This is a genomic window from Mesorhizobium sp. B2-3-12, assembly GCF_006442205.1.
GTDB lineage: Bacteria > Pseudomonadota > Alphaproteobacteria > Rhizobiales > Rhizobiaceae > Mesorhizobium.
Window position 1 is genome coordinate 55,065 of the sequence record NZ_VFVR01000006.1, and the last position, 19,629, is coordinate 74,693.

20 protein-coding genes are annotated in these 19,629 nt (G+C 63.4%); 11 read left to right on the forward strand and 9 right to left on the reverse strand.

The window, feature by feature from the left end:
- Positions 1 to 5: 5 nt before the first annotated feature.
- Entirely contained in the window at positions 6 to 647 is a 642-nt protein-coding gene (locus FJ948_RS18110; protein WP_140706729.1) for a Pr6Pr family membrane protein, read from the forward strand.
- A 7-nt stretch (positions 648 to 654) separates the two neighbouring features.
- Here the strand turns inward: FJ948_RS18110 and FJ948_RS18115 are convergent, their stop codons facing one another.
- Positions 655 to 906, reverse strand: coding sequence for a DUF1127 domain-containing protein (locus FJ948_RS18115; protein ID WP_140706731.1), 252 nt, complete (start codon positions 904 to 906; stop codon positions 655 to 657).
- 90 nt (positions 907 to 996) lie between these two features.
- On the opposite strand from FJ948_RS18115, the gene FJ948_RS18120 reads away from it, so the two are divergent.
- Entirely contained in the window at positions 997 to 2,406 is a 1,410-nt protein-coding gene (locus tag FJ948_RS18120; RefSeq protein WP_140706733.1) for a PLP-dependent aminotransferase family protein, read from the forward strand.
- A 72-nt stretch (positions 2,407 to 2,478) separates the two neighbouring features.
- Here the strand turns inward: FJ948_RS18120 and FJ948_RS30285 are convergent, their stop codons facing one another.
- Positions 2,479 to 2,643: a hypothetical protein gene (locus FJ948_RS30285; protein ID WP_181173710.1), complete on the reverse strand. Its 165-nt coding sequence runs from the start codon at positions 2,641 to 2,643 to the stop codon at positions 2,479 to 2,481.
- Positions 2,644 to 2,887: 244 nt separating this feature from the next.
- On the opposite strand from FJ948_RS30285, the gene purL reads away from it, so the two are divergent.
- The 5 genes from purL (at position 2,888) to FJ948_RS18145 (ending at position 7,961) form a co-directional block, all read left to right on the forward strand.
- Positions 2,888 to 5,119, forward strand: coding sequence for a phosphoribosylformylglycinamidine synthase subunit PurL (gene purL / locus FJ948_RS18125; protein WP_140706735.1), 2,232 nt, complete (start codon positions 2,888 to 2,890; stop codon positions 5,117 to 5,119).
- Between the two features lie 44 nt (positions 5,120 to 5,163).
- The gene (locus tag FJ948_RS18130; RefSeq protein WP_140706737.1) at positions 5,164 to 5,688 is read left to right on the forward strand and encodes a hypothetical protein; all 525 of its coding nucleotides are present in this window, start codon (positions 5,164 to 5,166) and stop codon (positions 5,686 to 5,688) included.
- 123 nt (positions 5,689 to 5,811) lie between these two features.
- Complete coding sequence (locus tag FJ948_RS18135; RefSeq protein WP_056562227.1) at positions 5,812 to 6,045, forward strand: BolA family transcriptional regulator; 234 nt, start codon at positions 5,812 to 5,814, stop codon at positions 6,043 to 6,045.
- 151 nt (positions 6,046 to 6,196) lie between these two features.
- A complete protein-coding gene (gene grxD, locus FJ948_RS18140; protein WP_013895877.1) occupies positions 6,197 to 6,532 on the forward strand; it encodes a Grx4 family monothiol glutaredoxin in 336 nt (111 codons plus the stop codon).
- 205 nt (positions 6,533 to 6,737) lie between these two features.
- On the forward strand, positions 6,738 to 7,961 hold the full coding sequence (locus tag FJ948_RS18145) for a multidrug effflux MFS transporter (protein ID WP_181173725.1): 1,224 nt from the start codon (positions 6,738 to 6,740) through the stop codon (positions 7,959 to 7,961).
- Positions 7,962 to 7,992: 31 nt separating this feature from the next.
- Here FJ948_RS18145 and FJ948_RS18150 read toward each other — a convergent pair whose 3' ends face one another.
- From FJ948_RS18150 to rpsD, 3 genes are all read right to left on the reverse strand, one after another.
- Positions 7,993 to 8,820, reverse strand: coding sequence for an inositol monophosphatase family protein (locus FJ948_RS18150; RefSeq protein WP_140706739.1), 828 nt, complete (start codon positions 8,818 to 8,820; stop codon positions 7,993 to 7,995).
- Positions 8,810 to 9,697 carry a tRNA 2-thiocytidine(32) synthetase TtcA gene (gene ttcA / locus FJ948_RS18155; protein WP_140706741.1) on the reverse strand — a complete coding sequence of 296 codons (888 nt, stop codon included), beginning with the start codon at positions 9,695 to 9,697 and terminating at the stop codon, positions 8,810 to 8,812. Before ttcA ends, FJ948_RS18150 begins: the two co-directional genes overlap by 11 nt.
- Before the next feature lie 135 nt (positions 9,698 to 9,832).
- On the reverse strand, positions 9,833 to 10,450 hold the full coding sequence (rpsD, locus tag FJ948_RS18160; protein WP_013895883.1) for a 30S ribosomal protein S4: 618 nt from the start codon (positions 10,448 to 10,450) through the stop codon (positions 9,833 to 9,835).
- Positions 10,451 to 10,825: 375 nt separating this feature from the next.
- Between rpsD and FJ948_RS18165 the strand changes: the two genes are divergently transcribed.
- On the forward strand, positions 10,826 to 11,020 hold the full coding sequence (locus tag FJ948_RS18165) for a hypothetical protein (RefSeq protein WP_140706743.1): 195 nt from the start codon (positions 10,826 to 10,828) through the stop codon (positions 11,018 to 11,020).
- A gap of 97 nt (positions 11,021 to 11,117) precedes the next feature.
- On the opposite strand, the gene FJ948_RS18170 is transcribed toward FJ948_RS18165, so the two are convergent.
- The gene (locus tag FJ948_RS18170) at positions 11,118 to 11,300 is read right to left on the reverse strand and encodes a DUF3008 family protein (RefSeq protein WP_015318153.1); all 183 of its coding nucleotides are present in this window, start codon (positions 11,298 to 11,300) and stop codon (positions 11,118 to 11,120) included.
- A 100-nt stretch (positions 11,301 to 11,400) separates the two neighbouring features.
- Between FJ948_RS18170 and FJ948_RS18175 the strand changes: the two genes are divergently transcribed.
- Positions 11,401 to 12,783 carry an RNB domain-containing ribonuclease gene (locus tag FJ948_RS18175; RefSeq protein WP_140706745.1) on the forward strand — a complete coding sequence of 461 codons (1,383 nt, stop codon included), beginning with the start codon at positions 11,401 to 11,403 and terminating at the stop codon, positions 12,781 to 12,783.
- Here the strand turns inward: FJ948_RS18175 and murI are convergent.
- Entirely contained in the window at positions 12,727 to 13,596 is an 870-nt protein-coding gene (gene murI, locus FJ948_RS18180) for a glutamate racemase (protein ID WP_140706747.1), read from the reverse strand. The two genes, FJ948_RS18175 and murI, sit on opposite strands and share 57 nt — an antisense overlap.
- Positions 13,589 to 14,509, reverse strand: coding sequence for an RNA methyltransferase (locus FJ948_RS18185; RefSeq protein WP_140706749.1), 921 nt, complete (start codon positions 14,507 to 14,509; stop codon positions 13,589 to 13,591). The genes murI and FJ948_RS18185 overlap by 8 nt, the downstream gene beginning before the upstream one ends.
- 214 nt (positions 14,510 to 14,723) lie before the next feature.
- Here FJ948_RS18185 and FJ948_RS18190 point away from each other — a divergent pair, with 214 nt between their 5' ends.
- Both FJ948_RS18190 and FJ948_RS18195 read left to right on the forward strand, forming a co-directional pair.
- Positions 14,724 to 15,935, forward strand: coding sequence for an NADP-dependent isocitrate dehydrogenase (locus tag FJ948_RS18190; RefSeq protein WP_064991552.1), 1,212 nt, complete (start codon positions 14,724 to 14,726; stop codon positions 15,933 to 15,935).
- An 85-nt stretch (positions 15,936 to 16,020) separates the two neighbouring features.
- Positions 16,021 to 16,647: a glutathione S-transferase family protein gene (locus FJ948_RS18195; RefSeq protein ID WP_140706751.1), complete on the forward strand. Its 627-nt coding sequence runs from the start codon at positions 16,021 to 16,023 to the stop codon at positions 16,645 to 16,647.
- Between the two features lie 234 nt (positions 16,648 to 16,881).
- On the opposite strand, the gene alaS is transcribed toward FJ948_RS18195, so the two are convergent.
- Complete coding sequence (gene alaS / locus FJ948_RS18200; RefSeq protein WP_140706753.1) at positions 16,882 to 19,548, reverse strand: alanine--tRNA ligase; 2,667 nt, start codon at positions 19,546 to 19,548, stop codon at positions 16,882 to 16,884.
- Between the last annotated feature and the right edge of the window lie 81 nt (positions 19,549 to 19,629).

The following is a 19,629-nucleotide window of genomic DNA, read 5'->3' on the forward strand; positions in this document are numbered from 1 at the left end:
CAGCCATGGGCCGGCTCCTGCGGATCGCGGGATTGGTTGGCGGCCTGATCGCGCTTGTCCTGCAGTTCTCGATCACCATTCCGGCGTCGATGGAAGCGGGCCGCGGCCTGCTCGGCTCGATCGTCTTCTACTTCAGCTTCTTCACCATCCTGACCAACATCGCGGCCGTGCTGGTCTACACTTCGCTGCTGTCATCCAGCTTCTATGCCTGGTTGCCGGCCTTTGCCGGACCACGGATGCGCGCGGGAGTCGCGGTTTCGATCACTCTGGTCTTCATCGTCTATGCCACCGTGCTGGCGCGGCTCTGGCAGCCGCAGGGCCTGTTCCTGCTCTGCGACGTCCTGCTGCACTACGTGACGCCGGTGCTGTTCGTGCTGTGGTGGCTGATATCGGGGGCGGACGGCAAAACGCGATGGAGCGACATCTCCTGGTGGGTTGTCTATCCCATCGCCTATCTCGCCTATGCGCTGGCACGGGCGCCGCTGGCGGGCGAGGTGCCCTACCCCTTCCTCGATATCGCCAAGAACGGCGTCGGCAGCGTCACTGTCTCGGCGCTCGCCATCACCGCGCTGTTCCTGGTGATCTGCGTCGTCGCCGTTTTCGTCGATCACGGTATCGGCCGCCTCAGGAGCAAAAGCGTCCGATAGACCGGTGCTATTCCCAGAGCGGCTTGATGCCCTCGCGGTGGGCGTCGCAGCGCGAAATGCCGATGTCCTTGAGCTGATCGTCGGTCATCTCCAGCAATGCCAGCCGGCCGCGCCGGCGCTCGAGCAGATGGTCGATCCATTTCGCCAGCGACCTGACCACTTGCACAAGCCGGCCGGCGAAGCCGCGCTGTCCGGACGGGCGAGCCGGCTGGCCGAGCAATTCGGTCGCCGAGTGACGGAATGTTCCGATTGTATCCATTGTCTTTCTGCCAAATATCAATTGCACCCTTTTTAGTGCGATTGTGGTATGTATTGACTCCCGGAACGGTGCAATATAGAAATTGTCACCATGACAAATTGGATTCCCGATCTCACCGGTTCAGGACCGCTGTATCAGCGCCTCGCGGATGCCATCGAGGCGGATATCGACCGGGGGGTGATCGGCGCCGGGGCAAAGCTGCCGCCGCAGCGCGACCTCGCCTACGACATCGGCGCCACCGTCGGCACGGTCGGGCGCGCCTATCAATTGCTGCGCGAGCGTGGTCTGGTCAGCGGCGAAGTGGGACGCGGGACCTATGTGCTCGGCGAAAACAAAGGCGTTACAAAGCCGGAAGCTCCCGACGTCAGCGTGGAAGGCACGTGTTATGTCGATGTTCCCAAGGACAAGCTGCGTTTCGACAGCACGGCCGCCCCCGATATCGGCCAGGGCGCCATTGTCGCCGATGTGCTGTCGCGCGCCGCACAAGATCATCCGCATGAGATTTCGAGCTACACGCGCGACTTTCCTGATCGCTGGTACGAAGCCGGCGCCCGATGGCTGTCACGCAACGCCTTCCGGCCGACGGCAGAGACAATCGTCCCCACTCTCGGCACCCACGCCGCAGTGATGGCCGCGATCGCGGCCATGACGACGCCCGGCGACTATGTCGCCTTCGAGCACCTCACCTACTCGCAGATTTCCCGCAGCGCCGGTCTGATCGGCCGGCGCACCGCGCTGGTGGCGTCGGATGATGAAGGCCTTGATCCGGCGGATTTCGAGCGTGTCTGCGCGCAAAAGCACCCCAAGATGATCTTCCTGATACCGACGGCGCAGAATCCGACCTTGGTGACCTTGTCGCCGGCGCGCCGCGAGGCGATCGCGCGTATTGCCCGTGAATACAACGTCATCCTGATCGAGGATGACCTCTACGGCCATCTGACCGACGACCCGACACCGCTGCTTGCCGAATTCGCGCCCGAACGCACCATCATTGCCGGCGGCCTGTCGAAATCGGTCGCCGCCGGTCTGCGTGGCGGCTGGCTCTCCTGCCCGCCCGCCTATCGCCACCGCATCCGGGTCGCCCACAAGATGATGACGGGCGGCATGCCCTTCCTGTTGGCGGAGGTGAATTCTCGGCTGGTGCTTTCCGGCCAGGCCAGCGAAATCCGCAGGCGCAGCATCGCCGAGATCAGCGCCCGCATGTCCATTGTGCGCGAAAGTCTGGCGGGCTTCTCCTTCAAATCGCACGACAAAGTGCCGTTCGTCTGGCTCACCCTGCCCGATCCCTGGCTGTCCGGGACGTTCAAGAATGCCTGCCTTGAGCACGGCGTGCTGATCGACGATGAGGATGAGTTCAAGGCGGGGCGTTCGGAGCGGGTTTTCCACGGCGTGCGCTTCGGCGTCTCGCAACCGAGGCGGCGCGAGGATATCGCTGGTGGCGTCGCGGTGATCAGGCGGTTGCTGGACGAGGGCCGCGCGGGCTACGACAGTTTTTCCTGAACCCTTCGCGGCCCCCGCCCCGCTTGCCTTCGAGACGCCGCCCTACGGGACGTGTCGGAGCCGGACTCGGGATCACCCTTCGGCCTTGAAGTTCTTGGCTTCCTTCCGCGCCTTGTCCTTGCCGTGCTTCTCAGCCAATTCCTTGGCCTGCCGGGGCGAAACGTCGGTGGTTTCCGCGATATGGAGAGCCTCCTTGTCCGAGAGGCGATTGTCGTTCTTGCCTTGCTTGGTAGCCATCGTGCTGTCTCCTGAGTGATAGGACCCTAACGGCTGGGACATCATGGCGTTCCCCATTTGGCTGTGCGGGGTCGCAATAGCTGGCCGGCGCCTTTCGTTGCCCGCGGAAGCGGCTGGCGTCGTCCATCGCGATCATCACCCTGTTGCTTTCTGCCTTTTTCCTCGGCCGACGGGTGTATCGGCCGCAAAGCTTGCGATAAGAGGGGACTCAAAATCCCTGTTCCATGGACATAAATCACCGCCCATGACCATTTCCAATTCCGTGCCGATCACATCGGAACTCATCGCCGCGCATGGGCTGAAGCCCGATGAATATCAGCGCATACTGGACCTGGTCGGTCGCGAACCGAGCTTCACCGAACTCGGCATCTTCTCGGCGATGTGGAACGAGCATTGCTCGTACAAGTCCTCGAAGAAGTGGCTGCGCACGCTGCCGACCACTGGTCCGCAGGTCATCCAGGGACCGGGCGAGAATGCCGGCGTTGTCGATATCGGTGACGGCGACTGCGTCGTCTTCAAGATGGAAAGCCACAACCACCCCTCCTTCATCGAACCCTACCAGGGAGCCGCGACCGGCGTCGGCGGCATCTTGCGCGACGTCTTCACCATGGGCGCGCGGCCGATCGCGGCGATGAACGCGTTGCGCTTCGGCGCGCCGGACCACCCCAAGACAAGGCACCTCGTCTCAGGCGTCGTTTCCGGCGTCGGCGGCTACGGCAATGCGTTCGGCGTGCCGACGGTCGGCGGCGAGGTCAATTTCGACGCCCGCTATAATGGCAACATCCTGGTCAACGCCTTCGCCGCCGGCCTTGCCAAGACCGATGCGATCTTCCTGTCGGAAGCCAAAGGCGTCGGCCTGCCGGTCGTCTATCTCGGCGCCAAGACCGGCCGCGACGGCGTCGGCGGCGCCACCATGGCCTCGGCCGAATTCGACGACAAGATCGACGAGAAGCGCCCGACCGTGCAGGTCGGCGATCCCTTCACCGAAAAATGCCTGCTGGAAGCCTGCCTCGAATTGATGGCCTCGGGCGCCGTCATCGCCATCCAGGATATGGGCGCGGCCGGCCTCACCTGTTCGGCGGTGGAGATGGGCGCCAAGGGCGATCTCGGCATCGAGCTCGACCTCGACAAGGTGCCGGTGCGCGAAGAGCGCATGAGCGCCTATGAGATGATGCTGTCGGAAAGCCAGGAGCGCATGCTGATGGTGCTGCGCCCCGAAAAGGAGAAGGAAGCCGAGGCGATCTTCCACAAATGGGGTCTCGACTTCGCCATTGTCGGCAAGACCACCGACGATCTGCGCTTCCGGGTACTGCACCAGGGCGACCAGGTCGCCGATCTGCCGATCAAGGATCTCGGCGACAAGGCGCCCGAATATGATCGCCCCTGGATCGAACCCAAGAAGCCGGCATCGCTTGCCGCCAACGACATCCCGCGAGCCGACCTCGCCGATGCGCTGTTGAAGCTGCTTGGCGGACCGGACCTGTCTTCGCGCCGCTGGGTGTGGGAACAGTACGACACGCTGATCCAGGGCAATTCGCTGCAGCTCCCGGGCGGGGATGCCGGCGTGGTGCGGGTCGAGGGCCATCCGACCAAAGCGTTGGCCTTCTCCTCCGACGTGACGCCGCGCTATTGCGAGGCCGACCCCTATGAGGGCGGCAAGCAGGCGGTGGCCGAATGCTGGCGCAACCTGACCGCGACCGGTGCGCTGCCGCTGGCAGCCACCGACAATCTCAATTTCGGCAATCCCGAACGGCCCGAGATCATGGGCCAGCTGGTCGGCGCGGTGAAAGGCATCGGCGATGCCTGCCGGGCGCTCGGCTTCCCGATCGTGTCGGGCAATGTCTCCCTCTACAACGAGACCAACGGCCAGGGCATCCTGCCGACACCGACCATTGGCGGCGTCGGCCTAATATCGGACTGGTCGAAGATGGCGCGGATCGGTTTCGCGGCCGAAGGCCAGATGATCCTGCTGATCGGCGCTCCGGCTTCCTGGGGCACGCATCTCGGCCAATCCGTCTATCTCAGGGATATCCACGGCCGCAGCGATGGCCCGCCGCCACCGGTCGACCTCGATCACGAGAAGCGCGTCGGCGACCATGTGCGCTCGCTGATCGCGTCCGGCATCGTCACGGCGGCGCATGATGTCTCCGACGGCGGCATCGCGGTGGCTCTGGCCGAAATGGCGATGGCGTCAGGCATCGGCGCGACCGTTCCCGGGCTTGTCGGCACCGATCCGATCCCGGTCTGGTTCGGCGAGGACCAGGGCCGCTATCTCCTGACGCTGTCGATCGATCCGCATGGCGCCGAATGGGACGCCATCCGCAAGCAGCAGGGCGAACTTGGCATCTTCGCGCCGTGGATCGGCTCGACCGGCGGCGACGCGCTGAAGCTCGGCGATGCCGGGGCTATCCCGGTCAGCTACCTGACCGCCGCCCATGAAGGCTGGTTCCCCCGCTTCATGGACCAGTCCAGTTGACCAGGGCATGATCCCGAAAAGTGGAACCGGTTTTCGGAAAGATCATGCCCAACAACAAGGCACTGACCGCTCGGGCCCTGCTTGCAGTCGTTTTCTGGCCGTCGCTGTTCTTCTTCTGGTGCCTCGGGCCGTTCGTCTTCTTCCTGCTGTCGACGACCTCCAGCGAGGTTTGTCCGCTGTTGGAAAGGCGTGAGCAGTTCCTGACTTCGGCAAATGGCACGCTGCCGATGCTTGTCCTGCAGAACCTGATCTATGCGATTCCTATCGGCTGCCTGGTGCTCTGGAGCTGGCTCCTGCCAGATCCGACGCGGGCAAGGCACATCGTTACCTGCATCAAGCTTTTCGTCGTCTCGGCGGTCTTGGGAGCTTTGTGGGAGTACGGGTCTTCGCTGGTCTGCGATGGCTACGGCCAACCCTTCTTCTCGCCTGCGTGGCGGATGACCAGTTATCTGCCGATCGCTGACATAGTGGTCAACCTTCCCCTCTATGTGCTGGTCTTCAGCCTCGGCCGCACCTTTTCGACGCGTGAGGACGAGCCGGCGCAGGAGCCCGGCGAAACCATCTCCTGAACACCAACCGACCGGACACTGGACGGAACCGCTTCAATAAGGATTGGAAAGGCTCTAGGCTCGCCCGACTCTCATCGCACGGGCCGCCACGCCGCCGCCCTCCCGAAAACAGGAATTTCTGCAATGGCAATGGACGCCCGCGACATCGAAAAACTGATCAAGGACGGCATCCCCGACGCGAGAGTGACCATCCGCGACCTTGCCGGCGATGGCGACCACTACGCGGCCGAAGTCGTGGCCGAGAGCTTTCGGGGGAAAAGCCGCGTCCAGCAGCACCAGATGGTCTATGATGCGCTGAAGGGCAATATGGGCGGCGTGCTGCACGCGCTGGCGCTGCAGACCAGCGTTCCCGACTGAGGCATTTCCAGCCGACACGCTTGGCCCAAAACAGCCCATTCTTTGCGCCATTCGAGTGATGGCATGGCTAAAGTCTTGTTTCGGGCACCCTATGGGTTTATTTGAAAGACATGCTTCGAGCCTGGCTCCCACGGGCGTGAAAGGATATTCCATGAGCGGTATCAACGACTACATCGACAATGAAGTGAAGGGCAACGACGTCGTCCTCTTCATGAAGGGCACGCCCGGCTTTCCGCAATGCGGGTTTTCCGGCCAGGTCGTCCAGATTCTCGACTATATCGGCGCCGACTACAAAGGCGTGAATGTCCTGGACTCCGCCGAATTGCGCCAGGGCATCAAGGACTATTCCAACTGGCCGACGATCCCGCAGCTCTACGTCAAGGGCGAATTCGTCGGCGGCTGTGACATCATCCGCGAGATGTTCCAGGCCGGCGAGTTGCAGACGTTCCTGGTCGAAAAGGGCGTGAGCGTCAAAGGCGCCGCCTGATTTCAAGTTAAGGCATGTCGTCGACATGCCTGGGCACCGAGGCTCACCCACCTCGGCGATATTTATGTCCCGGATCCCGGGATCAGCACGAGCCAATGCGCCGGCCCGCCGGCGCGTTTTCGTTTGAGAGATCGGACTTGCCGTGGACCAGCAGAAATCAGCGCCGCAAGGGGCAAGCACCTTGCCCTGGGCAAGCCAGTTGCCCATTCCGCGCTGGGAGTTCATCGCGCTCTGCGCGGCGCTGATGGCGCTCAATTCGCTGGCCATCGACATCATGCTGCCGGCGCTGCAACAGATCGGCGCCACGCTTGGCGTCGAGAATGAAAACCACCGGCAATATGTGGTCACCGCCTACATACTGGGTTTCGGTGGCGGCCAACTGTTCTTCGGGCCGATCTCGGACCGCTACGGACGGCGCGCGCCACTCGTGGCCGGCCTGATCATCTACGTGGCGGCGGCCGCCGCGGCCGCGATCGCGCCGAGCTTCGAGACACTTCTGATATGCCGCGCCGTGCAAGGCATCGGCGCGGCCGCCACGCGCGTGATCGCGGTCTCGATCGTGCGCGATACATTCGACGGCCGGCGCATGGCCGAAGTCATGTCGCTGATCTTCATGGTGTTCATGGCCATTCCGGTCGTGGCACCAGGCATCGGCCAGTTCATCATGCTGTTCGCGACCTGGCACTGGATCTTCGTCACCATGGCCGTCGGCGCCCTGGTCGTGTCGGCATGGTCGCTGCTGCGCCTGCCAGAGACGTTGCATCCCGAATATCGGCGGCCGCTGACGGTGTCCTCCATTGTCGGCGGCTTCCGCATCGTGCTCACCAACCGCATCGCGCTCTGCTATGCCTTCGCCAGCACTTTCATCTTCGGCGCCATGTTCGGGTTCATCGCCTCGGCCCAGCAGATCTACGTCAACATCTTCAATGTCGGCGAGATGTTTCCCGTCATCTTCGCCGGTGTCGCCGGCGTGCTCGCTTTCTCCAACTATCTGAACTCGCGCCTTGTCGGCCGCATCGGCATGCGCCGCTTGTCGCAGGGCGCGCTGCTGCTGTTTCTGGTGATCAGCCTGGCCTGGCTGGTGATTTCCCTGGAAATGAAGATGCCGCTCTGGCTGTTCATCACCTTCTTTGCCAGCGCCATGCTGCCGTTCGGCTGCCTTGGCGCCAATTTCAACGCCTTGGCCATGGAGCCGCTTGGCCAACTGGCCGGAACGGCGTCATCCATCCTGGGTTTCATGCAGACGTTTCTCGGCGGCATTCTCGGCACGCTGATCGGCCAGGCCTTCAACGGCACGGTGACGCCGCTGGCCGCCGGCTTCTGCAGTGTCTCGGTCGCGGCACTGCTGATGATCCTGATTGCCGAGCGCGGCAAGATGTTCCAGCCGCAGAACGCTCCTGTTTCAGGGCACGTCACCGACCTGCACTGATCTGCTGCCGGCCGGGGCCTACCGGTACAACCTATTCCGCCCAGAGCTCGCGGCGCAGGTCCTGCCAGCTGTCCTGGTCGGGCGCGACAAGCAGGCCGCCATCGACATGCGACGGCAGATAGGCGCTGCCGTCGATGCGCGCGGCATGACCGCCGGCTTCCTGATGGATCAGCACGCCTGGCAGATGGTCCCAGGGCATCAGCTTGTTGTAGACGACAAAATGCGCATGTCCGCTCGCCAGCAAGCGATATTCGTGGGCGGCGCAGCGATAGGCGAATTGCGACAGCGCCTTGGTCTGGTTGCGCGCCAGGCGTGAGCGCTCCGGTTCCTCGAGATATTGCCAGGAGACCGCGCCGGTCATTTGCGAGATCGGCACGGGTGCAGCCACATGGACTTTCTCCAGGCTGCCATGAGCATGCCTGATATGGCTGCCGGCGCCCTTGGCGGCGATCAGCGAATCCTTGCCCACCGGATCATGGATGATGCCCGCGACCGTCTCGCCCCTGACCACGACCGCCAGCATGACGCCGAACAGCGGCACGCCGGATGCGAAATTGAAGGTGCCGTCCACTGGGTCCACGGTGAATGCCAGTTCGGCATCGCCCAAGCCATCGAGCAGCGCCGGATTGTCGGAGCAAGCCTCCTCGCCCACCACCATGGCCGAGGGATAGCGCTCGCGCAGCCTGGCGGTGATCAGCCGCTCGGCGTTGACATCGGCCTCCGTCACGAGGTCGGCGGCGGAGGTCTTCCGCCTGACGTCGCCGTCGCTCAATCGGCGAAAGCGCGGCATGATTTCAGCCTGGGCTGCCTCGGCCAGAATCCCGGCCAGCCAGTCAATCGCGGTATCGTCAAATGTCATTGGAAATGCCTTGCCTGATCGCGAGGGTTTCATTGAGGGCGGCGAAATCGAACAGCTTTCGGTCGAGCAAATGCGACGGCCTGGTGTTGGACAGGGCGCGAAGCATCGTGTCCTTGCGGCCGGGCATGCGCTTTTCCAGGTCATCGAGCATCGCCTTCATGGCGTTGCGCTGCAGGCCTTCCTGGCTGCCGCAGAGATCGCAGGGGATGATCGGGAACCGCATCGCGGCGGCGAACTTCTCCAGATCGACCTCGGCGCAGTAGCTCAGCGGCCGCAATACCATGACGTCGCCTTCGTCGTTGAGCAGTTTTGGCGGCATGGCGGCGAGACGGCCGCCATGGAACAGGTTCATGAAGAAGGTTTCGAGTATGTCCTCGCGGTGGTGGCCTAGCACCAGGGCCGAACAGCCCTCCTCGCGCGCAATCCGGTAGAGGTGGCCACGCCGCAGTCGAGAGCAGAGCGAGCAATAGGTGCTGCCTTGCGGCAACTTGTCGGTGACCACCGAATAGGTGTCCTGGTACTCGATGCGGTGCGCGATGCCGTTGGCTTCGAGATAGTCGGGCAGGATATTTTTTGGAAAATTCGGCTGGCCCTGGTCGAGATTGCAGGCCAGCAAGTCGACAGGCAGCAGCCCGCGCCATTTCATGTCCAGCAGCAGGGCGAGCAGGCCGTAGGAGTCCTTGCCACCCGACAGCGCCACCAGCCAGCGCTCGCCGGGCTTCACCATCGCGAAGTCCTCGATCGCCTGGCGTGTCAACCGCAGCAGCCGCTTGCGCAGTTTGTTGAACTCGACCGAGGACGGCACATCGGCGAACAGCGGGTGGGAACCGCCCTCGGCGGCCGGTTCAAGCGTTTCGATGTCTGGCAGCATGTTCATGGCGCGGCGGCCCCGGAATGTGACGTCCGCCCGGATTAGCGCATTGGCCGGAAAATCGAAACGGCAAAGCGGATGCCGGAAAACAAAAAGGCCGCTCGAGGGCGGCCTTTCCGATATCGCAGAAAAAGCGTTCGCTTAGCGCGAATAGAATTCGACGACCAGGTTCGGCTCCATCTGCACGGCGAACGGGACGTCCGCCAGGCCGGGGATGCGCGAGAAGGTCGCGACCATCTTGTTGTGATCGGCTTCGATATAATCCGGCACGTCGCGCTCGGCGAGGCCGACCGATTCCAGGACGATGACCAGCTGCTTCGACTTTTCGCGCACTTCGACGACATCGCCCGGCTTGCAGCGGTACGAGCCGATGTTGACGCGCTTGCCGTTGACGTTGACGTGGCCGTGGTTGACGAACTGACGGGCGGCGAAGATGGTCGGCACGAACTTCGCGCGGTAGACGACCGCGTCCAGACGCGACTCGAGCAGGCCGATCAGGTTCTCCGAGGTGTCGCCCTTGCGGCGGTCGGCCTCTTCATAGACCTTGCGGAACTGCTTTTCCGAAACGTCGCCGTAGTGACCCTTCAGCTTCTGCTTGGCGCGCAGCTGCAAGCCAAAGTCGGAAAGCTTGCCCTTGCGGCGCTGGCCGTGCTGGCCGGGGCCGTATTCACGCTTGTTGACTGGGGACTTCGGGCGGCCCCAGATGTTTTCGCCGAGACGGCGGTCGATCTTGTATTTCGCGGATTCGCGCTTGCTCATCGCATTCCCTTTTCAAAAACAACACACCCGGCACCTCATGGTCCGGGTGAAGGAAACGCGCCCTCCTCTGGCCTCCGTTTTCGAGACCTGACAGGGTTTTCCCACGCAACGCGGCGGAAAACCCACGGGACACGTCAGTTCAAACAAGATCGGAAAGACCAGGCCGACCAATCTTGCGTATACAAAAGAAACACCGGACATCGCTGCCCGGCGTTGGCGGGGTGGTTAAACCCAGATTTAACCGCTGTCAAGCTTGCGAGTGGCGCCGCGCAACGCAACCGTATAGCGTCCGGGGCGTTATGCGATGCCGGATGTGGCGGGAGGTTAGCGCCAGCGGCACCAGGAAGGGACTGGACCTTAGAGGAGCCAAACTACATGAAGAAGTTTTTCCTTACCCTGGCAGGCGCCGCGGTGCTTGCAGGATCGATGGCGGTGGCCCCGGAGCCGGCCATGGCGCGCCATTGGCACGGCCACAAGCAAGTCTGCCGCATCATCGTGAAGAAGCGAGTGGTGTGGCGGCATGGCCATCGCAGGGTGATTGTCGAGAGAGTACGGCGCTGCCGCTGGTAAGGCTGTTCGAAGCCACAATCCCCGGGCCAGCGAATGTCGCTGGCCCATTTTCATTCCAGGGTTTGTAAGCGATAGCCCTGGTTCGATGCGTTCGACGCTAGGATTTTTTCTCCGGCAATCCCTTCCGCTTGGTCTCGGCGAATTCCTCGAGCTGCTTTTCATTCATCGATTCATACATGCCCTTGGACGCGCCTTTGAGTTCGCTTTTCTTGGTCTCGCCGCGTTTGGCGGAGAGTGCGGCGCCGGCGGCTTTCTGCTGGGCTTTCGAGGTGGCTGGCATGACGGGTTCTCCTTCGCTGTCAGGAGAAACGCAGCGCCTGCGCGGCAGTTCCAGCGCCAACGGCCTTCCCGTGTCCGGGGCCCCAGTGTAGGACGGTTGAATGAAATCCCTGACCGATCCCTCACAGGCTCTCTCGACCGGCCTGGCGAAAATCCGCACCGAATTCCACGTGCCGGATGGGTTTCCGGCCGAGGTGATGGCCGCGGCGGAGGCGGCAGCCAAACGCGTACCCAACCAGCACGCCGATCGAACCGATATGCCCTTCGTCACGCTCGATCCGGCTGCCTCCACCGATCTCGATCAGGCGTTCTCGATCGAGACGAGCGGCAGTGATCTTCTGCTGCACTATGCCATTGCCGACGTCGCCTGGTTCGTCGAGGACGGCGACCCGATAGACCGCGAAGCCTGGACAAGGGGCGAGACGTTCTACTTGCCGGACGGCAAGGCCGGGCTCTACCCGCCGGTGATTTCCGAGGGTGCGGCCAGCCTGTTGCCTGACGGACCGCGTCCAGCTGTCATCTTCACGGTCCGGGTTGCGCAGGATGGTGCGGTGAAGCTGGACGGCGCCGAGCGGGCAATCATTCAAAGCCGCGCGAAGCTCGCCTATGACAGCGTGAAAGCCTCGGACGTTCCGGCCGGCTTCGCCGAAATGGCGCGGCGCATGGCCGCAAACGAAGAACGCCGAGGCGCTTCCCGCGTCGACCCGCCGGAGCAGGAGGTGGAACGGCTTGCCGATGGCACATACCGGCTTTCATTCAGGCCGCTGCTGCAATCCGAGCAGGACAACGCCGCACTCTCGCTGGCCGCCAACATGGCGATTGCCGATGCCATGTTGGCGCACAAAACCGGGTTGTTTCGGGTGATGTCGGGGCCGGATGGTTTCAAGGTTCAAAGACTGCGTAACGCGGCACAGGCTCTCGGACTGTCCTGGCCGACTTCCACCAGCTTGCAAGACTACCAGCGAACCCTTGATCCGACCGATTCGCGACAAGCGACGCTGATGTTGGAAATCCGCCATGCAAGCCCCGGCGCGTCCTATCAACCCTATCAGGACGGCATAGTCCCCTGGCATGAGGCGATGGCGGCGACCTATGCCCATTCAACCGCGCCACTCAGGCGACTGGCCGATCGCTACGTCGTGCGCTGCGCGCTGGCTATCGCCAACGGCCACCCCATGCCCCAGCCTGTCACCGACGCCTTCGCCAGGTTGCCGAAGGCGATGGGACGTGCCGATAGCCGGGCTTCGCAGATCAACCATGCCGCCATCGACCTTGCCGAAGCGGTGATGCTCAGAGGCCGCGAGGGTGAGACGTTCAAGGCAGTCGTCACCGACATCGTCGACCATGGCGTGCGCGTTCAGCTTGCCGACATGCCTGTCGTTGCCACCGTAAAGGCCTCGGGGCTCCGACAGGGCGATGCTCTGACGCTAAAGCTGGCCCTGGCCGATCCGGGCCGACGCAGCATCGTCTTCGAGCCTGCTTGAGTGGCGGGCGGTTTTGCCACCGTCCAAGTGTACGGTCAGCCCGAACCCCTGCATCAGCCGGCTGACGGCGAAATCCGCCTTGCCCGAAGTGAAAACGGCGATATCGGGTTCGCCTTGCGGCAACGCCCCATCGATGGGTGGCAGCAGCGAAAGGGCTCGCCGTGCGATCGCCTCGGCCGGATCGATCCAGTCGACCGGCCAGGGCGCGGTCTTGCGCATGCGATTGACCAGGAAGGGATAATGCGTGCAGGCCAGCACGACGATGTCGGTGCGCATGCCGTCGCGCTCGATGAAGCATGGCGCGATTTCGGCGCGCACGGCCTCCTCGTCCACGAAGCCCTCGCGCATATAGGCTTCGGAAAGGCCCGCCAGCCTGTCGCTGCCGACCAGGCGGACATGGCATTTCCGCGCCCATTTGCTGATCAGGTCGCGCGTATACTGGCGCTTCACCGTGCCCGGCGTCGCCAGCACCGAGACCAGGCCGGAGCGGGTGCGCTCGGCCGCCGGCTTGACCGCCGGTACGGTGCCGACGAAGGGATGGCCGGGAAATCTGTCGCGCAACGCGTCGATCACCAGCGTCGAGGCGGTGTTGCAGGCGATGACTGAAATGACCGGGTTGAACCTGTCGAGCAGCCTGGCGAACAGTTCGAGTATGTGGGTTCGCAGCGCCGGCTCTTCCCAGGCGCCAAAGGGAAAAGCGGCATCGTCGGCGACATAGATGAAGCGACGGTCGGGCATCAGGACGCGCGCCTCGCGCAACACGGTGAGCCCACCGACGCCGGAATCGAACATCAGGATCGGCTGCTCAGTCATTGTCGGTTCCCTTGCCGCCCAGCGGCGGCGGTTCCGTGTCGTCGCCGTTTGCGTCCGGTATCTGGCCAGCCGCATCCGCCTTGCGGGCGCGCGCGGCGGCCGCGGGCAAACGCCGCGGATCATCTCCCGGTGACCCATCACCGCGCGGCATCGCCGGCGAAAACCGGTCGAGCGAGGAAATGATGCCGCGCAACACCTTCAGCTCCGGTTCGGCAAAGCCGGCACGCGTCAGCACGGCGCGCAGATTGTCGACCATCTTCGGCTTCTTCGGCGCTGGACGGAAATAGCCGCGCGCTTCCAATGCGCCTTCCAGATAGGCGAACAGGCCGTGCAATTCTTCCTTGCTGGCCGGCTTCATCTCCGGGCCGGTAAAGTTCGTCCTGGTCTCGTCCTCCAGGCCCGACTTCATCCACTCATAGGACATCAGCAAGGCCGCCTGGGCGATGTTGAGCGACGAGAAATCCGGATCGACCGGAAAAGTGACGATCTCGTCGGCAAGGCCAACCTCGTCATTGTAGAGACCGAAGCGCTCACGGCCGAACAGGATGCCGGTGCGTTGTCCCATTCCATGACGGGCGCGCAGCATCCTGCCCGCTTCCACCGGGCCGCGCACCGATTTGAAGCCGTCGCGCTGCCTGGCGGTGGTGGCGAAGACGAAGTTCAGGTCGGCGAGCGCCGAGGCCAGATCGTCGAACACCTTGACGGCGTCGATGACATGGTCGGCACGGCTGGCGGCGGCGCGCGCCTTCTCGCTCGGCCAGCCGTCACGCGGATTGACCAGGCGCAGTTCGGCCAGGCCGAAATTGGCCATGGCGCGGGCGACCATTCCGATATTCTCGCCAAGCTGCGGCTCGACGAGGATGATCGCCGGGCCGGCGGCTGAGAGGATGGTGGTGTCTTCGGTGGCTGGCATGATTGTCAATGAACTGCTGTTTGCGGCATTTCAGCGTCCCCTGCCATATTCGGCCGCGAAAATGAAGCATTCGCAAATGACGCGGCCATGGCCTCACATTCGTAACCGATCGCCGTTTGCGTGGCCAAAAGCGCTTTGATATACGGGCGGCATCCCCCGGCCGAACGCCACACGGGCAAGGCCGTCCCAATCCCAGCAACGAGGCATTCTTTCCATGGCGAAGATCAAGGTGGCGAACCCGGTCGTCGAACTCGACGGCGACGAGATGACCCGCATCATCTGGCAGTTCATCAAGGACAAGCTGATCCACCCTTATCTCGACCTCAAGCTCGAATATTACGACCTCGGCATCGAGCATCGTGACGCCACCAACGACCAGGTGACGATCGATTCGGCCAACGCCATCAAGAAATACGGCGTCGGCGTGAAATGCGCGACGATCACCCCCGACGAGCAGCGCGTCGAGGAATTCAAGCTGAAGAAGATGTGGAAGTCGCCCAACGGCACCATCCGCAACATTTTGGGCGGCACCATCTTCCGCGAGCCGATCATCATGAAGAACGTGCCGCGCCTGGTGCCCGGCTGGACCAAGCCGATCATCGTCGGCCGTCACGCCTTCGGCGACCAGTACCGCGCCACCGATTTCCGCTTCCCCGGCAAGGGCAAGCTGACGATCAAGTTCGTCGGCGAGGATGGCCAGGTGATCGAACACGACGTGTTCGACGCGCCCGGCTCAGGCGTCGCCATGGCCATGTACAATCTCGACGAGTCGATCCGCGAGTTCGCCCGCGCGTCGCTGAACTACGGCCTGCTGCGCAACTATCCCGTCTACCTGTCGACCAAGAACACCATCCTCAAGGCCTATGACGGCCGCTTCAAGGATATCTTCCAGGAGGTCTACGAGGCTGAATTCGAGGCCGAGTTCAAGTCGAAGAAGCTGTGGTACGAACACCGCCTGATCGACGACATGGTGGCGTCGAGCCTGAAATGGTCGGGTGGCTATGTCTGGGCCTGCAAGAACTATGACGGCGACGTCCAGTCCGACACGGTGGCGCAAGGCTTTGGCTCGCTCGGCCTGATGACCTCGGTGCTGATGACGCCGGACGGCAAGACGGTGGAAGCCGAAGCCGCGCACGGCACGGTCACCCGTCACTATCGCCAGCACCAGAAGGGCGAGGAAACCTCGACCAATTCGATCGCCTCGATCTTCGCCTGGACGCGCGGCCTCGCGCACCGCGCCAAACTCGACGACAATGCCGAACTGAAGCGCTTCGCCGAGACGCTGGAAAAAGTCTGCATCCAGACCGTCGAGAGCGGCTTCATGACCAAGGATCTTTCGCTGTTGATCGGCCCGGACCAGCCCTGGCTGTCGACCACCGGCTTCCTCGACAAGATCGACGAGAATCTGCAGAAAGCGATGGCGTAAGCTTTAGTTTGTTGAATGACGAAGGCTCCGAAAGGAGCCTTCGCTTTTTTGTGGGACGACGCAAACGCCAGCCCGGAGCGGATCGATGGCCAAGCCAATTCTTTATGGCGCGGATTACAGCGTCTACGTTCGCATCGCGCGGATGGCTCTGGAGGAAAAGGGCATCGACTACGAGCTGGTGCCGCTCGACATCTTCGCCGCCGACGGCATCCCGGCCTGGTATCTCGAACACCATCCGTTCGGCCGCATCCCGGCTTTCGAGCACGAGACGTTCCGCCTCTTCGAGACAAATGCAATCGCGCGCTATGTCGATGAAGCTTTCCACGGGCCGGCGCTGCAGCCGGCCGATGTGCGGGGGCCTGCGCGGATGGCCCAGATGACAGGCATGCTGGACGCCTATGGTTATCGCGCGATGGTCTGGGACGTCGCTGTCGAGCGGCTCGAGAAGGAAATGCCCGACGAGGCGCTGATCGCGGACGGGCTGCGCCAAGCCGAAACGGTGCTGAAGGTGCTGACCTCGCTGAAGGCGAATGGACCTTGGCTCCTCGGCGACCAACTGACGCTGGCCGACCTGCACGCCGCGCCGATCCTTGCCTATTTCGTCAAGGTTGCCGAGGGGCGGAACCTGATTGAGCGGTTCGCGGATATCCAGGATTGGTATTCGCGCATCGCGGCCCGCCCGAGCTTCACGCGCACCGAGAAGGCTGGCTAATTCGAGCGAACTTGCTCTGGGTCAGCGCCGCCCCTCATTGCCCTGCCGGGCATTTCTCCCCGTAAACGGGGAGAAAGAATCTAATCCGCACCGGCTGCGCAACGCTGGTGATTGGAGAAGGGCCGCGATTACAGCGCCCTTCTCCCCGTTCAACGGGGAGAAGATGGCGGCAGCCAGATGAGGGGCAGCGCTTACCTCTGACAGCAATGCACCTAACCGTCTGCTTCTGGCACCTTACGCCGCTTCCAGCGCCGCCCTCACCGCCGCGATAGCGTCATTGGCCTTCGAGGCATCCGGACCACCGGCCTGGGCCATGTCGGGGCGGCCGCCGCCGCCCTGCCCGCCCAAGGCGGCGGAGGCCACGCGAACAAGGTCGACGGCGCTGAAACGGCCGACGAGGTCGTCGGTGACGGCGACCACGACGCTGGCCTTGTTGTCCTCACCGGCGCCGACGAACACGACGACGCCGGAACCCAACGAAGTCTTGCCTGCGTCGGCCAGCGGCTTCAAATCCTTCGGCGAGACACCGGAAACCGACTTGCCGAGGAAGCCGACGCCCGCGACCACTTCGTTTTCGGCGGGCGCACCAGCTCCCGCGCCGCCCCCCAGCGCCAGCTTCTTGCGTGCTTCGGTCAGATCCTTTTCGAGCTTCTTGCGCTCCTCGAGCAGCGCTTCGACACGCGCCGGCACATCCGCCGGCGAGATCTTCAGCGTGGCGGCGGTCGCTTTCAGGCGCCTGTCCTGCTCGTCGAGATGCTTGCGCGCCGCTTCGCCGGTCAGTGCTTCGATGCGGCGTACGCCTGCCGCCACGGCGCCATCCGAAACGATGCGCACCAGACCGATATCGCCGGTTGACCGGACATGCGTGCCGCCGCAAAGCTCGACCGAATAGGGCCGGTTGGCCTTGGCGCCATGCAGGCCGGTACCCATCGAGACGACGCGCACCTCATCGCCATATTTCTCGCCGAACAGCGCCACGGCGCCCTCGGCGATGGCGTCGTCGACCGACATCAGGCGCGTAGTCACCGGGCTGTTTTGCACGACGATCTCGTTCGCCATGCGCTCGACCTCCTCGAGTTCCTCCGGCGAGATCGGCTTGTTGTGCGAGATGTCGAAGCGCAGCCGCTCGGGCGCGACCAGCGAGCCTTTTTGCGCGACATGGGTGCCCAGCACCTCGCGTAGCGCCTCATGGATCAGATGCGTCGCGGAGTGGTTGGCGCGCAGCCTGGAACGCCTGGCGTGGTCGACCTTGAGTTCGACCGCGACGCCCGTCTTGACCGTACCGCTGGCCACCTTGCCCAGATGCACGAACAGGCCGTCGGCCTTCTTCTGTGTGTCGGAAATCTCGATCGAGAACCCCTCGCCCGATATCACGCCGGTGTCGCCCATCTGGCCGCCGGATTCGCCATAGAACGGCGTCTGGTTGACGACCACGGCAACCGCGTCGCCCTTGCCGGCGCTGTCGACGGTCTTGCCGTCCTTGACCAGGGCCTGGATGAGGCCTTCGGCGGCTTCAGTCTCGTAGCCGAGGAATTCGGTGGCGCCGGTCTTTTCACGCACCGAGAACCACACCGTCTCGGTGGCCGCCTCGCCGGACCCCGCCCAGTGCTTGCGCGCCTCGGCCCTCTGCTGCTCCATCGCATTGGTGAAGCCGGCAAGATCGACCGAGATGTTGCGTTCGCGCAGTGCGTCCTGCGTCAGATCGAGCGGAAAACCGTAGGTGTCGTAGAGCTTGAACGCCGTTTCGCCATCAAGCATGTCGCCGGCACCAAGCGTTTCCGTCGCCTCCGAGAGCAGGCCGAGGCCGCGCACCAGCGTCTTGCGGAACCGTGTCTCCTCGAGCTTCAGCGTCTCGGTGATCAGCTGTTCGCCGCGCACCAGTTCCGGATAGGCCTGTCCCATCTCGCGCACCAGCGCCGGCACCAGCTTCCACATCAGCGGCGAGTTCGCACCGAGCAGCTGCGCGTGGCGCATGGCGCGGCGCATGATGCGGCGCAGCACGTAGCCGCGGCCTTCGCTCGACGGCAGCACGCCGTCGGCGACCAGGAAGGAGGACGAGCGCAGGTGATCGGCGATGACGCGATAAGACGCCACCGTCTCGGCATCGGGCGCGCGGCCCAGCGCGGAGGACGCCGCATCGATCAGGTGACGGAACAGGTCGGTCTCGAAGACGCTTTCCACCCCCTGCAGGATGGACGCCATGCGCTCCAGGCCCATGCCGGTGTCGATCGACGGGCGCGGCAGGTCGACGCGCTCCTCCTTCGTCACCTGCTCATACTGCATGAACACCAGGTTCCAGAATTCGAGGAAGCGGTCGCCATCCTCCTCCGGACTGCCCGGAGGGCCGCCCCAGATATGCTCGCCACGATCGATGAAGATTTCCGAGCACGGGCCGCAGGGTCCGGTGTCACCCATCGCCCAGAAATTGTCCGAGGTCGCGATGCGGATGATGCGGTCGTCGGAGAAACCGGCGATTTTCTTCCAGAAGCCGGCCGCCTCATCGTCAGTGTGATAGACGGTGACCAGCAGCTTGTCCTTCTTCAGCCCGAATTCCTTGGTGATCAGGTTCCAGGCAAGCTCGATGGCGCGCTCCTTGAAATAATCGCCGAACGAGAAATTGCCGAGCATCTCGAAGAAGGTCAGGTGGCGCGCGGTGTAGCCGACATTGTCGAGATCATTGTGCTTGCCGCCGGCGCGAACGCTTTTCTGGGCGGTGGTGGCACGCGAATAGGACCGCTTCTCCAAACCGGTGAAGACGTTCTTGAACTGCACCATGCCGGCATTGGTGAACATCAAGGTCGGATCATTGCGCGGCACGAGCGGGCTCGAGGCCACGACCTCATGGCCCTCCTTGCGGAAATAGTCGAGGAATGTCGACCGGATCTCGTTCACGCCACTCATGACTCTGCCTTTTCGCGAAAACCGCCGGCACGGCCGGCGGAAACTGGCTCTGCCTTTCAGAAGGCAGACATGGCCTTTTAG